The sequence below is a fragment of the Corynebacterium sp. LK33 genome (assembly GCF_014334955.1).
GTDB lineage: Bacteria > Actinomycetota > Actinomycetes > Mycobacteriales > Mycobacteriaceae > Corynebacterium > Corynebacterium jeikeium_D.
In genome coordinates, this window is the sequence record NZ_PDGU01000007.1 from 82,780 (window position 1) to 98,816 (window position 16,037).

Here is a 16,037-nt window from a genome sequence, read left to right on the forward strand (position 1 = left end):
GTATGGGTGTCAGTATAGCAGTGTCTCAGGCAACTACTACAACCCTGACCGGAACAAAGAATGCGATTGGTTCGCAGGGAAAGATAGCAAAAACCACCGCGCTCTGCCTCCCCTCCCTGGGGAGCCGAGCGTGGTGGTTTTCTACGTGTTGGCTACATAACTAGTTGTTGTAGCCGTCGGCCGGGGCAGCCGACTCGCGAGAGTTCAGGTCGTCGAGCTGGGACTCCAGGAAGGTCTTCAGGCGAGTGCGGTACTCGCGCTCGAAGATGTGCAGCTCCTCGATGCGCCCCTCCAGAGCGGTCTGCTGCTCCTTGACGGTGGTCATGATCTCGTGGTGCTTGCGCTCTGCATCGTCCTGCAGCGCGGTTGCCTTCTGCTGCGCTGCGGTGATGGTGGCGTTAGAGCGAGCGTCTGCGTCGCTGATCATCTGCTCGCTGCGCTGGCGAGCGTCAGTGAGGGTCGACTCAGACTCGTTACGGGCATCAGCCAACAGCTGCTCACTGCGCTTCTTGGCATCAGCCAAAGTTGCTTCTGCCTCATTGCGAGCGTTGGTGATAGTGCGCTCGGCCTCTTCATTGGCCTCTGCCACGGTGCGGTCAGCGTTTTCACGAGCCTCGGTGACAAGCTTGTTGGCCTCAGCGTCGGCGTCAGTGGTGACGCGATCAGCGGTGTCCTGAGCAGCCTGCAGGATACGAGCAGCGCGGAGGCTAACTTCCTGCGACTCGGTGCCGGTGCTTGCTGCAACTGCCTGCGGCTGCTCCGCAGCTGCGGAGGAAGCCTGCTGTGCAGAAGCCTCTGCCTCAGAAGCACGCTTCTCAAGAGCATCCAGACGATCCTGGTAGTGAGCCTCAATCTCCTGCTGCTGAGCGCTCAGGCGCTCGTTGTACTCAGCGCGCAGCTCCTGCTCAATTTCCTTGCGCAGCTTGTCCTCATCGACAGCCGGCGCCGCAGCGGCAGCACCGGAAGCAGCGTAGTCTGCGCCGCCACCCTGCTCTAGCTGACCCTCAAGGTCCTCAACCCGCTGGCGCAGCTCAGCGTTTTCATCCTGGAGCTCACCCAGTGCGTCCTCTACGAGGTCGAGGAACTGATCGACCTCGTCCTCGTTGTAACCACGCTTGCCAATCGGAGGCTTGCTGAAAGCCACATTATGCACATCAGCCGGAGTCAACGGCATGGTGAGTTCCCCTAACACTTTGAGCGGACAGTTCTTAAGAAATCTTAAGAGAATTATTTCCAGTAGTACTGTTTACCCGGCCAATCCTACCTGCTCTAGTCACAGTCCTCACCCCATTTATTTTGGGCAGGACTCCATCCCCCACGTTCTAACCAATGGCAAAGTTCTAGTAAAACGTTAAACCTCGCCCTTACCCTGCACCTTTAGCCACAGAACTTTACCCCCGACACAATAAAAACCCATTGGGGATTACATTCCCCAACGGGTTCCTATTGTTGCCCCCGATTAACACCCCCGGCGGCAATTCAATGCCCGAGAACATCGCATTCGGGACAGTCAAAACAACACAGCTCCACCGAAATCCACATTGTGAATCCCAAGCAAACAGTTAGCGATATTTACGCCACCGCGCCGAGAGCTACCTGCAGCACCATTCGCAGAATCATAAGGATGAAGAACAAAACAAGCACAGACATGTCCACCATCACGTTGCCCATCGGCATAGGCGGGATGAGTCGGCGCAACAGCTTCACCGGCGGGTCGGTAATGACAAAAACAACTTCGCCAATCGACGAAAACACCCTGCCTGGTCGCCAAGAGCGAGAAAATGACTGAATCATTTCAATCACAATGCGAGCCAACAGCAGATAGGTGAAAAGCTTCAGCAGGATTAGCAGAACTAGCAGTAGTGAAGACACGAATAAACAGTCTAGCTAATTAATCGAAATACGAAACACTAACAAGCCATGCGAGCCGGCTGACTAGCCGGACATCCGGTCGAACTGGCCCTCGTTGACATCGCAGCCATGCGGGTACAGGGTGAACACGGAGCCGTCAGCCTTGATTCGACCGCGCAGACCGAAAACCAGTCCAGCAACGAAGTCGACGTAGCGCTTAGCCTCAGATGGGTCAAGCTCACTCAGATCGAAGGTGACAATGTCACCGTCGCGGAAGTGCGAACCGATGTCCGGAGCCTTGGAGTACTTGTCCTGGAAACCACTTTCCGGCTTGATGAAGACCTGCTCCGGTTCCTTGGTCTCAGCAACGGAGTGCAGGTTGCCGTAGCGGTAGTCCTCCTCGCGGGAGTTCACACTTGCAGTCTCACGTGGAGCCTCTTCGCGCAGCTCGTAGCGGTGGCGCTCCGCACGAAGCGAGTCGGCATAGGAGTCATCAAAACGCTCCTCGTCACGGCGGTCAAACTCGTCGTAGTGCTCGTCGTAAGCCGCGTCATCAGTCGGGGTAAGACCGAAAAAATTTGAAACCCCACGGAAGAAATCAGCCATCTTCTGCTACGTCCTTCTTAGTGTGCGAATTTAAGTCTGTGCTACCCACAACCTACCGGCTGGGTTGGCAATATCGCATAGACACGCGCAAATTTGGCGCGCCAAAATTACAACTTTGAAACTTAGCCCTGCTCAGGCAGGATTACGATGCCCGCCTGACGGCCAGTCTTCCCCTCCCGCCGGTAGGAAAAGTACTGCTCATTTTCAATAGTGCAGCTGGGCTCGACATTGACATGCCGTACACCGAGGTCATAGAGCTGACGCATCAGGCCGGCGCGCACGTCGACACCGGCAGTCCCCTGCTTCGTTCGCATCTTCGCTCCGGGCAAATGCTTATCGACGTCATCGGCCATCGACTCAGGCACCTCGTAATTGTGGCCAGAAGCCGCCGCACCGAGAAGCGCATGGATATTCTCGGGCGTGGCACCGAGCTCAATCATCTTCTCGACAGATTTACGAACGATTCCGTTGCGGGCACCGGTCCGCCCTGCGTGTACCGCAGCGGCGACACCCGCATAATCGTCGGAAAGCAAGACGGGAACGCAATCGGCAACGAGCACTACCAGCGCGAGACCCGGCGTGGTCGTGACGATGGCGTCGGTAGCCGAGACAGGCTCAGTTTGTGGTTCGTTGACGACGGTGACCGTGTTGGTGTGAAGCTGCTCCATGTAGACGAAGCGGGCACGGTCGATTCCCAGAGAATCGGCCAAGCGCTGGCGGTTGCGTTCGACTGCGGACGGGTCATCGCCGACATGATCTCCAAGATTGAAGGAATCATATGGTGGCAGCGAAAACCCGCCGCGCCGATTCGTCAGAATTTTTCGGCTGCGGCGGGATTCAGTCATGATTTCTTAGAAGCCCCACTCCGGCAGGTCGCTGGAAGCCTGGTAGCCGCCACGACGGTCGTCGCGGTCATCGCGATCCTCGGAACGGTGAGCACCACGGTAGTTGCGGTATTCCTGCGTACGCGGTGTCGGGTTGTCGGTGAACAGACCACCGCTGTTCGGGTTGGTGCGCGGGACAAAGCGGTCGCGATCCTCACGCTCGCGCGGCTGCGCGACCGGGCGCTCTTCCTCCGCACGCGGGGCCGGAGCGCCGAGGTTGTCACCGCCCGGCAGTGCGCTGCCCTGTCGCGGTGCCTGCTCAGCGGCCGGACGCGCCTCGGCATCCTGTGCAGCCGGACGTGCAGCGGCACCTGCGGCTGGCTTGTCCAGCGGGTTGCCGTTACCCTGCTCAAAACCGGTAGCGATCACAGTGACGCGAACTTCGTCACCGAGGTTGTCGTCGATGATGGTACCGAAGATGATGTTGGCATCCGGATCAGCCTTTTCCTCCACGATGGACGCGGCGGCGTTGACCTCCATCAAGCCCAGGTCGGAGCCACCGGCGACGGAAATAAGCACACCCTGTGCACCATCCATGGTGGACTCCAGCAGCGGGGAGTTAATGGCCTGAGTAGCGGCGTTCATCACACGGTCGTCGCCGCGTGCGGAACCAACGCCCATCAGAGCCGAGCCAGCCTCAGCCATTACCGAGCGGACGTCGGCGAAGTCGACGTTAATCATGCCCGGAATGGTAATCAGGTCAGTAATACCCTGGACACCGTTGTAAAGAATCTCGTCGGCGAAGCGGAACGCGTCCATCATGGACAGATCCTGCTCACCAATCTGCAGCAGACGCTGGTTCGGAATGGTGATAAGGGTGTCACAGACCTCCTTGAGGGTTTCAATGCCCTCGGCGGCCTGGCGTGCACGGCGCTTGCCCTCGAAGTCGAACGGCTTGGTTACGACACCAACAGTCAGGGCACCGGACTTCTTGGCGATGCTCGCGACAACCGGAGCTGCACCGGTACCGGTTCCACCGCCCTCACCTGCGGTAACGAAGACCATGTCGGCGCCCTTGAGGGTCTCTTCAATCTCGTCCTTGTGGTCTTCCGCGGAAGTGCGGCCAACCTCGGGGTTAGCGCCAGCTCCCAGACCACGAGTTGCCTCACGCCCAATGTCGAGCTTGACATCAGCGTCGGAGAACATCAGGGCCTGCGAGTCGGTGTTGACTGCGATAAATTCGACACCCTTCAGCCCCTCCTCGATCATGCGGTTGACAGCATTGACGCCACCGCCGCCGACACCGACGACTTTGATAACGGCGAGGTAGTTATTCGGGGAGGTCATTGCGCGTTTCTCGCCCTTTCCTATAGGTCCTAAATAATTTCATCTAGCCACGTTGCACATGGTCCGCACGACAGCATTGGCACCGCCGGGCAGTACAGCTCTCCATGACACCGCACGGAAGAAGTGCATCATGGCCGAAAAGCTGTTGACCCCATTGTGGTCGAAAACTGCAAATAATTCAGCGACCTTTTAGCGCGTGTCGCTACCTTAAACCTGCACTTGAGGGATAGTGTTTAGCCACAGAAATCACTCCAGACACCACCATTCTCTACTCTCCCTTAGCAGCGGGTAGTCGGGGGTTGGAGACATTCCAAATCTTCTCGCCACGGTTCAGCACAATCTCCGTCGCGCGTGCCTTTTCTGCCGCATTATCCGAGGACCCGAAGTACACCTCGTATCCATCGGTCAGAAATAGCTTGATTTCTGCCTCGGAAGGAGCGCTAATCCGCTCCACACGGTGTGCAACGGGCTCTGGCAACGCCTTGACGACGTTCAAAACCGCCTTGATAACGCGCGGTTCGGGGTCAACTTTGCCGTCTGTTGGCTCATCCACGCGAGGTGCATCAACAACCTCGATGACACCCGCCGGCGGGGCTGCCGTGACGAACTCCTGACCATTTGCGGAAAACAGATGCTCTCCGTCAGTGGCACGGACAAACACCACCGGGGTGAATTCCCGTACCGAAATAGTCACGCCCTGCGGCCACGAACGACTGACCGTCACGCTATCGACCCACGGCTGCCCCGCCACGGAGCGCGCTGAGGCATCCGTGTCCAAGCGAATGAGCTTTTGATTCTCGGAGATACCACTGGCCTCGACAATCGCGTCTTTATCCCCGTGGACGACGCCCTCAACATCGATGTTTTTCACAACCAGCCACGGCGAAAACCACACCACCGCTGCAACGATGGCGATAATCGCGACCAGGCCACCGCCGATGAGCCAGCCGCGTCGCGGGGCGCGCGCTGAACGCCGACGCCGCGACGCTGTTGTGCCCCGGCCTGCACCGTCGGTCTGCTGAGATTGCTTTCGGCTGGTTTTCACAGTGCTACGACTCCACCTGTTCGTCGTTGTCTCCGCTGAGCTCGCGCACGATTTCGTCGGCAAGCATCGTCACAGAGCCAGCGCCGATGGTCAGAATGACATCGTGCGGTTCGGCGATTTCGCGAACGCGAGCCGGGACGCTGGTGAAATGCGGCTCATACGTCACAGGGATGGTCATTTTGTTGGCAATGAGCGCGCCGTCGACGCCCGGCAGTGGCTCCTCGCGGGCGCCGAAGACATCGAGCAATACGGCCTTGTCCGCCAGAGACAGGGCGGCAGCGAACTCGTCGGCAAAGTTGCGAGTACGCGAGTACAAGTGAGGCTGGAACACAGCGATGACCTTGCCACGACCGGCCTCGGTGACCAACTCCCGAGCTGCGCCGAGAACTGCGGAGACCTCGGTCGGGTGATGCGCGTAGTCGTCGTAGATACGAGCGCCAACAAATGGCCCCTCGCCGATACTGCCGTGGTAGTCAAAGCGGCGACGGACACCGGTGAATTCACCGAGACCGCGCGCCATACGCCCCAAATCTGCCCCGACGCAGTCGCCACCAACCATTGCGGCCAGCGCGTTGAGCGCCATGTGACGGCCGGGCTGATGCAGTTCAAACCTCACCGATGTCGAGCCAACAGTGGCCTCCACGCGGGCGCCACCACCGACGGGAGTCCAGCCGTGCAAAACGGCACCGACCGGCAGCGTCGGGTGTTTAGCCAAGGCTTCTTCCCCACCATAAGCCAGCACGTTAATGCCGCGCTCCACCGCGCGCTCGCCCAATGCGGCCGCATGCGGATCCTCAGCACAGATGACCAGATGACCGCCATCCTTAATGCGCTCTGCAAAAGCGTCAAAGACGGCGTAGTAGGTCTCGTCGTCACCGAAAAAGTCAAGGTGATCGGGCTCGATGTTGGTAATTACGGCCACTTCCGGCTGGTAGGTCAACAGCGAGGCATCCGACTCATCGGCCTCAGCAACAAAAACGTCACCACTGCCCTGGTGAGCATTGACGCCGGCCTTGCTCATCAGACCGCCAACGGCAAAAGACGGATCCAAACCAGCTGCCTGCAAAGCGGCGACAGTCATCGATGTAGTCGAGGTTTTGCCGTGAGTACCGGCGATCAGGAGAGCCTTGGAATCCTGCATCAACAGCGCTAACACATCGGAGCGCTTGAGCACCGGAATGTCCAGCTCATGTGCACCGGCCAGCTCCGGATTCGTCTTCGGGATAGCAGCGAAGGAAATGACCACTGCGTCCGGCAGCTCTCCCTCGCCAGCAAGCTCAAGATTCGTACGGTCATGGCCAATGGCGATGGTGGCTCCCATCGCACGCAGTCCCACCACCGCGCGGGACTCCTTGACATCGGAACCGGTAACACGAATGCCACGAGCCAACAGGATGCGAGCGATACCGGACATACCGGCACCGCCAATGCCAATCATGTGGACACTTGCGGGCAGCTCTCCCGTTACCGGCTGAAAGTCATCGAAATTAACGTTCATGTTTATGCTCGCTTTACTTCTTAGGGTTCACAGCCGCAGAAAGCACCCGACGGGCAATGTTCTCCGCAGCGTTACCATGTCCAATGTTGGCCAGGGCGCGGCGCCCGTCGGCAAGCTTTTCTGGGGACGTGACCAGCGGAATCACGATATCCGAAACTGATGCCGCAGTCAGCGACTCGTCGGCGATGAGAATACCGCCACCAGCATCGATGACATCGGTGGCGTTGAGCGCCTGTTCCCCATTTCCGTGTGGCAGCGGTACATACACCGCAGGCAAGCCGACAGCTGAGACTTCAGCCACCGTCATCGCACCGGAACGGCACAAAATCAGGTCGGCGGCGGAGTATGCCAGATCCATCCGGTCGATGTACGGCACAGCGACATAGGGAGCGTCCTCGCGGATAGCCTCGACCTCGACGTGATTCTTCTTGCCGTAGGCATGCAGTACAGATACACCGGCGTTGGCGAGCTCTGCGGCTGCACCGGTAACAGCTTCGTTGATGGAACGTGCCCCCTGCGAACCACCGGTGACAAAGAGCACCGGTCCCTCCTGCGGTAAACCGAAGAACTCGCGGGCCTCGGCACGCTTGGCGTCGCGGTCCAGCGCCGCGAGGCTGGCACGCACGGGATTGCCAACGACCTCGGCCTTCAGACCAGAGCCAGTCACGGCGGCCAAGCCGACGCCCCCGAGTGCGACACCGAGCTTATTGGCCAGACCCGCACGGGCGTTGGCCTCGTGAACCAGGAACGGAATCTTCTTCCCCGCACGGCACGCCATGTAGGCCGGTGCCGATACGTAGCCACCAAAGCCGATGACCGCATCAGCGTCAATGCGCTTGAAAACCTTGCGGGTCTCACGCACCGCACGAGCGACGTTGAGAGGCAGCTTGAACAAATCCGCAGTCGGCTTGCGCGGCACCGGCACTGGCGGAATCAGCTCCAGGTCATAGCCTCGCGCCGGTACGAGGGTTGACTCCAACCCCCGATTCGTACCGAGTGCAATGACGCGGGCTTCCGGCTGCAGGTTCAAAATCGCATCCGCCACAGCCAATGCGGGTTCGATATGGCCAGCCGTACCACCGCCGGCCACCACAATGGTCGGAGCAGAGCCATCTTCCTTGAGAAACTGCTCAGACTCCGAAGCGCCTTTCGCCCCAGCGGCTGCGCCCAGATTCTTGTCTGCCATGGTGTTATCGATTCCTCCTCCGCGGTGCTGAACCGCCGTTCCTATTGTTTCGGCCCGGGCGCTGGCGCGAACGCGACTGTCCGCCACGGCCTTCGCCCCGAATCCTACTGCCCCGGCCTGAGCTTGACGACGACCAGGAGCCCTGTGACCGTCCAGCCCGCGGCGACCTCGCTGTAAATCCCCGCGTCCGTCCGTTGTCACTACGAGAGGAATAATCCACTTCGCGGCCACGAACGCTGCCCGAGTTTCCGGAGCTGCCGGAGGTTCGGGAGCCACGCTGCGGGGCGGCACCTCGACCACTGCGGCTGCCTCCACTACGGCCGGCCCGATTGGGTCGGTCAGCTCGGCCACTGTAGGTTTCCCGCACCTGCGCCCCCTCGCCGCGTGGAGTACGCGCTCCACTGGTCACCACGGGAGGACCGAAGCGTTGCGGATCGCGATGGGCACGCACCTTCGGCGCGTGGCGACGCGATTCGTCATACGGGATTGGCTCCGGTATACCCAGGAACCTGTCCAGCCCCGGACGTCCCGAAGTCTGCATTGCAGAGACTGCTTCCGATTCGTGGCGGGCACATGTGGCTAGCAGGCCCATTGAGAACAACGTCACCATCGCCGATGTACCACCGGCGGAAATCAACGGCAGCTGCAGACCAGTCACTGGCAACGCACCGACGACGTAGCCGATGTTGATGAAAGCCTGCACCACGGTTGCAGCAGTAATCGTGCCCGCGAGCAAACGGAGAAACGGATCGTTCTGGCGACCGGCGATACGAAGTCCCACCCAGCCGAGCGCTGCGTAGAGCAAAATAACCATCAGCGCGCCGAGGAAACCAGTCTCCTCACCGATAATGGCGAAAATGAAGTCATTCTTCGCCTCCGGTAGGTATCCCCACTTCGCGCTCGACTGACCAAGACCGACACCGGTGAGAGATCCGTCGGCAAGCGAAAGAAAGCCTTGGTAGGACTGATAGGCATCTCCCTGCACATCGTTGAAGTTACCGAGCAGCGAGTCCAAGTAGACCCTGATTCGCGCCGAACGGAACCCCGCGGTGACGGTAAAAATCACCAGGGCGAAAGCCGCAGCGGCAAGCAGCCCGGTGATGAATACTCGCGGCAGGCCAGCAAACCACGCCAACGCCACCACGACGAACGCCATGGAAGCAACCATGCCGAGGTCACGCTGCAGCATCACCAGTGCCAATACCACGAAGCTGACCGCACCGAACAGCCCGAACAAATCGGTATAGGACACAGCAGTGCGGACCTTTTCAGCCAGCAGCTTCGAACCCCACAGTGCCAGCGCGATCTTCGCGATTTCTGATGGCTGCATGGTGATACCACCAATACTCAGCCACGAACGCGCACCGGTTTCCTCCAGGCCGATGCCGATACCAGGGATAATCACCAAAACCAGCAGCACAAAGGACAAAATCAGCGCTGCTGTCGATAGCGAGCGAATCAATTCCACCCGCATTCGCAGCACGATCCACATGGAGATAAGACCCGCCACCACCATGACCAGCTGACGGATGAACACCGACCACACGCTGCCCGAGTCGTTACCCGCGCTGGCCATGGATGCCGACAGCACCATCACCAGGCCTATCGACGTCAGCAGCGCGACGATGATCATCAGTAGGTGGTAGTCGAACAGCGGACGCGACTTCCAGTCGTTAAAACGCTCCACCCACGCCGGCCGCTCTCGAGCACTAGAGCTTGACGACGAGGGCCGCTGTGAACTGGTAGCCTTCGTCCCCTTTTGTGCCGTCGCGGCGCTAGCGCTTAAATTACGAGCCTTGCGGGAGTTATCCATCAGTTGACGTCACCTTCTGCGCCCATTGCGCGAACAAGTCGCCGCGTTCAGCCATACCGGAGTACATGTCCAAGCTGGCGGCAGCTGGTGCCAACAGCACCACATCCCCAGGGTTGGCATATTCACTAGCTGCCATACAGACCTTTGCCATGGCATCGACCTTGTCAGTGTCATCAATGACAACGACCGGCACAGCAGGTGCGATGCGGGAGAGCGCATCGCTGACTAGTTGCCTATCGACGCCCAGAACCACGGCGGCCTGCAGGCGATGAGCATGCTTCGCCACTAGCGGCGAGATTTCCGCGCCCTTGAGCTGACCACCGACGATCCAAACGACACGCTCATGACCGGACAGTGCAGCGTCGGCAGCGTGGGGGTTGGTGGCCTTGGAGTCATCAATCCACACGACATCATTTGCCTTATGGACAATCTGACCGCGGTGTGCCCGAACTTCGAAAGTCTCCAATGCCGCTGCAATTTGCTCCGGTGAGGTACCGATACTGCGCGCCATCGCAGTGGCGGCCACCGCGTCGAGAACACCTGCCCGGCCGGGAGGAGAAATTCCCGCTACCGGTGCGATGACAATGCCCGGACCAGAGTCGTCAGCTGCGGCATCGCCGCCGCCAAAAGCACGGTCGACAATCATGCCGTCGCGAACTCCGACCTGGTGTGCCTCCGGGGGACCATCGGTAAAGCCCACGACGGAGTTGCCGAGCTCGTCGTTTTTCAGCATCTTTTCCACGTGCTCGACGACATCTGCGTCATCCGCACCGTAGATTGCGACAGTACCGCGCAGCGCACGGGTCTTGTCCAGACCGTAGTTTTCGTAAGAACCGTGCCAGTCGATGTGGTCTTCCGCCAGGTTCAGCAGTACTCCCGCATCTGGGCGAATGTTTGGAGCCCAGTGCAGCTGGAAGCTGGACAGCTCTGCGGCCAACACCTCGATACGAGGCTCAGCAGTCAGTGCGTCGTACAGAGCCACACCAATGTTGCCCACAGCTGCGCCCTGCTCCCCGAGCATGGCGGCCAGCATGGAGGTGGTTGTGGTCTTGCCGTTAGTGCCGGTGACTACCAACCAGGTCCGTTTCGGACCCCACAGCTGGGCACAGTCGCCGGCGAAAGCCAGCGCCACATCACCGAATACCGGGACACCGGCCTCAGCGGCGGCGCCGAACAGCGGACTGGTCGGACGCCACCCCGGGGAGGTCACGATCGCAACCGCGTCGGCAAGCTCGTCGCGAGCGTCTGCGGTCGTGACATGCCGAACCGAAAAGTCAGCGGCAACCAGTGCGCCGAGCGCGGAGTCGTCCACGACGACAACTTCCGGACAGCCGATGTCCTTAAGCATCGCAATGGCACCGCGACCGGAAACCCCGGCACCTGCCACCAGAACTCGACCAGAGCGCACCGTAGCGACTAAGTCGAGATTTCGGATATCGGTGAGGTTGGTCGGGTCTGGTGAGTTAATCATTGAAATACGCCTACCTGAGAGAGCCAGTCACTGTAGAAGATGGCTGCGCCAATCATGTTGAAAATGCCTGCGAGTAGCCAGAAGCGAACGACAACAGTTGTCTCCGCCCAACCTCCGTTTTCGAAGTGGTGATGGAGAGGAGCCATGCGGAATACGCGCTTGCCAGTCGTTTGGAAAACCGCGATCTGGATTGCCACGGAAGCAACTTCCATCACGAAGATGAAGCCAATGATAACCATCAGCAGCTCAGTCTTGGTGACAAATGACAGACCCGCTACCAAACCGCCAAGAGCCAGCGAACCGGTATCTCCCATGAAGATCTTTGCCGGCGCTGCATTCCACCACAGGAAGCCCAAACAGGCGCCCAGACCCGCGACGGAAATAACGGCGATATCCAGTGGATCGCGGACGTTGTAGCAACCGCTGCCCAGCGAAGCCTCGCAAGAGTTACGGAACTGCCAGAAGGAAATCAGCGTGTAGGTGGCCAGTAGCAGTGCGGTGGCGCCAGCGGCCAGGCCGTCAAGGCCATCAGTGAGATTGACGGCATTCGTCCATGCGGCAATGACGATGAAGACAAATACCAGGAAGACAATCATGCCGAACCACACAGGCCCCGGTGCCAGATTCAGGAACGGAATATCTCGAATCAGCGACAAGCTCGTCGAACCGGGAGTCAAGCCAGACGCATCCGGGAACTGCAGCAGCAGCACGCCGAAAATCAGCGCTGCCGCCAGCTGCCCAACCAGCTTCGCTGTCTTGTTCAGCCCCAGGTTGCGTCCTTTGTAGAGTTTGATGAAGTCATCGGCAAAACCCAATGCGCCCATCGCCAGAACAAGGAACATCACCAACAGACCGGAGGCGGACGGCCCCACGCCAGTCTGGATATACGTAACGAGGTGTGAGAGGAAATAGCCAGCGACGATTGCGGCGATGATGGCGATGCCGCCCATAGTCGGAGTTCCCCGCTTGCGCAGGTGGCTCTTCGGCCCTTCTTCACGGATCTCCTGGCCAAGACCTTCAGCAGAGAATTTGCGAATAAGCACTGGTGTTAAAAAGACACTCACCAGAAATGCAATCGCACCACTGAGAATAAGTTGAATCACTTACTTTTCCTCTCCGCTTTCACCTTCGGGCGTAGTCCCAACCTTGGCAGCCAGCGAGTCCGCGACCCGCCACATACCGTCCGCATAGGAGGCCTTGACTAACACCACATCGTCCGGACGCACCTCGGCCGCCACCAAATCCGCGGCAGTGGATGTATCCGGCACCCTAGAAGTATTTAACCCCAACTCTTCCGCTTTGTCGGCCAGGGCATGCACATTAGAACTCTCTCCGACTGCAATTAGTCGATCGATGCCGCGGCCCACAAGGTACTCGCCAAGCGACGAGTGCTCATCTTCAGCGGAATCGCCAAGCTCACCCATCTGTCCAAGCACCGCCCACGATGAGGCGTCCTGGTGCGTTGGGCCAGCTGCTGTACGTGCCAGAGCGTCAATCCCCGCACGCATCGAATCAGGGTTGGCATTGTAGGAGTCGTTAATAACGACGATATTGCCAGTGAGCTGCTGGACATCCATGCGCCGCTCTGACGCTGCCACATGCGCAGCCATCGCCTTTGCGACCTGCTCAGCATCAATACCGGACTCCACTGCCACCGCAATCGCCGCCAGGGCATTGGCCACTTGGTGCGCACCATAGACCTGCAGTTGGATCGGGAATGTACGCCCATCCGGTACATGCAGGTCAAAAGATGCACGAGCAAAATCATCGAGCTGCACATTCGTGGCGCGGTAATCCGCGGTTGCGTGGCGTTCGGAGTTCTCATCGGCAGAGAAGAACACCACCTTCGCCTGGGTACGCGGAGCCATGCCAGTGACGTAGTCATCGTCGGCATTGAGTACGGCCACACCGCCCTGCTCCGCAGCCGGCAGCGCTTCCACGAGCTCGCCCTTAGCCTGCGCGATTGCCTCGCGCGAGCCAAACTCACCAAGGTGCGCCGTGCCAACATTGAGCACCGCACCAATGGTCGGTGGCGCAATGCGCGCCAGGTGGGCCACATGCCCAATTCCGCGTGCGCTCATCTCCGCAACCAGGTACTTCGTCTCCGGAGTGCACTGCAGCACCGTATACGGATGCCCAATTTCGTTGTTAAAGGACCCCTTCGGCGCCACCGTCGGACCGTCGGTACGCAGCAGCGTCGCCATCATGTCCTTCGTCGACGTCTTTCCCGCCGAACCCGTCACACCGACAACATGCAGCTGATCCTTCTTCAACTCGTCGACGACGTAACGCGCCAACTTACCAAGCGCTTCCAGCACCGCCGCCCCGGAACCATCCGGATCGTGTGCAAATGCGTCGGCATTGGAGTCCTGCTTACCAAGGGGCTTGACGACGACCGCAGGTTGCCCAACATCTCGTGCCGCCAGTGCCATCGGCGCTCCAGCTGCTACAGCCTGATCGATGAAGTCGTGGCCGTCGACACGCGCGCCCGGCAGGGCGAGGAAGAGCGAGCCTTCGCGAATCTTTCGGGAGTCGAATTCTGCGGGCTGAGTCACTGTGGCGTCATCATTGACGTGGGCGAGTTCACCTCCCACGATGTGAGCGATTTCCGCGGCGGTCAGGGCAATCATGATGTCTATAGTCCTTGTTGGTTAGAGTTCCAGGCGCCTAGTAAAGGATGATTTCTTGATTTTATTCGCCTACCGCGAATGGTTCGCGGTAGGCATGTCAGGTGGTGCGCTTCCTCAGCGATTTCAGCAATCTCAATCAGCGGATCCCTCCAGTCGCTGTGTGAGTGCTTCGGCCAGCTGTTCACGGTCATCGAACGGGTGAATTACGCCACCGATATTCTGGCCGGTTTCGTGTCCCTTGCCTGCCACCACGATGCTGTCGCCGCTGTGGGCGAGCTCGACGACACGGCGAATTGCCTGGCCGCGATCGCCGATTTCCTCAACAACCGTGTCAGAACTGGCCTTGCCGCTGGCAACCGCTTCCTTCGCACCGGCGACCACGGCCGCACGGATTTCAGAGGGCACCTCGGAGCGTGGATTGTCATCGGTGATGATGACGACATCGGCACCGTATGCAGCCTCAGCTCCCATAATTGGACGCTTGGCACTATCGCGGTCGCCACCGGCGCCGACGACAACCAGCACGCGACCTTCGGTCTGTGCACGCAAGGTGGCCAACACTTCAGCTACTGCGGCTGGCTTGTGGGCATAGTCCACCACAGCCAGGAAGTCCTGTCCGCGATCGATGCGCTCCATGCGGCCTGGCACACGCACCTGTGCCAGACCGCTCTTGGCCGCGTGATTGGCATGCCCAATCGCATCGAGCACAGCCCATGCGACTGCGGCATTGGCAACGTTGAAAGCACCCGGCAGAGGAACTTCCACCTCAACTGTGTCAGTGTTATTTCGCGTTAGCTCCACATGTTGGACACCGTTGGTGGCGACAGTGGCTGCAGCGGCGTGCCATTCTGCAAAGACCTCGGCAGCTGGCGTCTTGTCGGTTACGCGATGCTGAGTATGGACAGTGGTGACTTGGACATCCGGGTCGCCGGCAGCGATATCTGCCATGCGGACACCCCAGTCGTCGTCGATGCACACGACAGCCTTCGGTGCATGTGTCGGACCTGCGGGATCAAAGAGCTTGGCCTTGGCTTGGAAATACTCTTCCAAGGTCTTGTGGAAGTCCAGATGATCCTGCGAGAGGTTGAGGAAACACCCGACCTCGAAACTGACTCCGTCTACACGCCCCAACGACAGTGCGTGAGAAGAAACCTCCATGACAACGTGCGTCACCCCCTCGGAGAGCATCTGGTGGAACAGGCGCTGGAGGGCCGGAGCTTCTGGGGTAGTCAGGCTCGACGGAACGGCACGGCCATTGATGCGCGTGCCGGTAGTACCAATGATGCCTGTCGAGCATCCAGCTGCCAGGAGCGCGCCCTCCAGCATGTAGGTCGTGGTGGTCTTGCCAGAGGTGCCGGTAACCCCAATGATGGTCAGTGAATCCGAGGGGTGATCGTAGATTTCTGCAGCAACGTGCCCCATGACGGCCCGGACATCGTCGACAACCAGGACTGGTCGAGTCTCCCCTGCTTCCCGCAGGATTTTCAGACCTTCCTCATCAGTCAGGATCGCTGTAGCAGCCGACTGCTGCGCGTAGCGCGCACCATGCGTGCGAGTACCTGGGACGGCAGCAAACATTCCGCCTTCAGGCACTTCGGCAGCGTTGAGTTCGATTGCGGCGATATCCGCTCCTGCCGCCGCGGATTCGGTAATGCCGTCAAGTCGGCCATGCGCGAGGTTACACAATTTCGCAAGGGTGGCGGTCATTGGCTGTTCCCTCTTTCAAGTCAGTCGTTGGTGTACAACAGGTTGGAAAAATTCAAGAG

Annotated in this window: 13 protein-coding genes; all 13 read right to left on the reverse strand. The window is 59.5% G+C overall.

Going from position 1 to position 16,037, the window contains the following annotated elements:
- Window positions 1–160: 160 nt before the first annotated feature.
- Complete coding sequence (locus tag CRD20_RS01295) at window positions 161–1,174, reverse strand: DivIVA domain-containing protein (RefSeq protein WP_049170271.1); 1,014 nt, start codon at window positions 1,172–1,174, stop codon at window positions 161–163.
- A gap of 398 nt (window positions 1,175–1,572) precedes the next feature.
- Entirely contained in the window at window positions 1,573–1,872 is a 300-nt protein-coding gene (locus tag CRD20_RS01300) for a YggT family protein (protein WP_048731166.1), read from the reverse strand.
- A gap of 63 nt (window positions 1,873–1,935) precedes the next feature.
- Window positions 1,936–2,457, reverse strand: coding sequence for a cell division protein SepF (sepF, locus tag CRD20_RS01305; RefSeq protein WP_069359186.1), 522 nt, complete (start codon window positions 2,455–2,457; stop codon window positions 1,936–1,938).
- A 122-nt stretch (window positions 2,458–2,579) separates the two neighbouring features.
- Window positions 2,580–3,302, reverse strand: coding sequence for a peptidoglycan editing factor PgeF (gene pgeF, locus CRD20_RS01310; protein WP_016422995.1), 723 nt, complete (start codon window positions 3,300–3,302; stop codon window positions 2,580–2,582).
- A gap of 6 nt (window positions 3,303–3,308) precedes the next feature.
- Complete coding sequence (gene ftsZ / locus CRD20_RS01315) at window positions 3,309–4,628, reverse strand: cell division protein FtsZ (RefSeq protein ID WP_070566018.1); 1,320 nt, start codon at window positions 4,626–4,628, stop codon at window positions 3,309–3,311.
- Window positions 4,629–4,896: 268 nt separating this feature from the next.
- Window positions 4,897–5,673, reverse strand: a complete 777-nt coding sequence (locus CRD20_RS01320; protein WP_049170266.1) for a cell division protein FtsQ/DivIB — start codon at window positions 5,671–5,673, stop codon at window positions 4,897–4,899.
- 4 nt (window positions 5,674–5,677) lie between these two features.
- The gene (gene murC / locus CRD20_RS01325) at window positions 5,678–7,171 is read right to left on the reverse strand and encodes a UDP-N-acetylmuramate--L-alanine ligase (RefSeq protein ID WP_069359187.1); all 1,494 of its coding nucleotides are present in this window, start codon (window positions 7,169–7,171) and stop codon (window positions 5,678–5,680) included.
- Between the two features lie 13 nt (window positions 7,172–7,184).
- Window positions 7,185–8,357, reverse strand: coding sequence for an undecaprenyldiphospho-muramoylpentapeptide beta-N-acetylglucosaminyltransferase (murG, locus tag CRD20_RS01330; RefSeq protein ID WP_069359188.1), 1,173 nt, complete (start codon window positions 8,355–8,357; stop codon window positions 7,185–7,187).
- 4 nt (window positions 8,358–8,361) lie between these two features.
- Complete coding sequence (ftsW, locus tag CRD20_RS01335; protein ID WP_070429549.1) at window positions 8,362–10,170, reverse strand: putative lipid II flippase FtsW; 1,809 nt, start codon at window positions 10,168–10,170, stop codon at window positions 8,362–8,364.
- Window positions 10,163–11,641, reverse strand: a complete 1,479-nt coding sequence (murD, locus tag CRD20_RS01340) for a UDP-N-acetylmuramoyl-L-alanine--D-glutamate ligase (protein WP_016423001.1) — start codon at window positions 11,639–11,641, stop codon at window positions 10,163–10,165. Before murD ends, ftsW begins: the two co-directional genes overlap by 8 nt.
- Complete coding sequence (gene mraY / locus CRD20_RS01345; protein WP_016423002.1) at window positions 11,638–12,744, reverse strand: phospho-N-acetylmuramoyl-pentapeptide-transferase; 1,107 nt, start codon at window positions 12,742–12,744, stop codon at window positions 11,638–11,640. Before mraY ends, murD begins: the two co-directional genes overlap by 4 nt.
- Window positions 12,745–14,271 carry a UDP-N-acetylmuramoyl-tripeptide--D-alanyl-D-alanine ligase gene (murF, locus tag CRD20_RS01350; protein ID WP_070854087.1) on the reverse strand — a complete coding sequence of 509 codons (1,527 nt, stop codon included), beginning with the start codon at window positions 14,269–14,271 and terminating at the stop codon, window positions 12,745–12,747.
- A 132-nt stretch (window positions 14,272–14,403) separates the two neighbouring features.
- Window positions 14,404–15,978, reverse strand: coding sequence for a UDP-N-acetylmuramoyl-L-alanyl-D-glutamate--2,6-diaminopimelate ligase (locus CRD20_RS01355; protein ID WP_049192947.1), 1,575 nt, complete (start codon window positions 15,976–15,978; stop codon window positions 14,404–14,406).
- Window positions 15,979–16,037 lie beyond the last annotated feature (59 nt).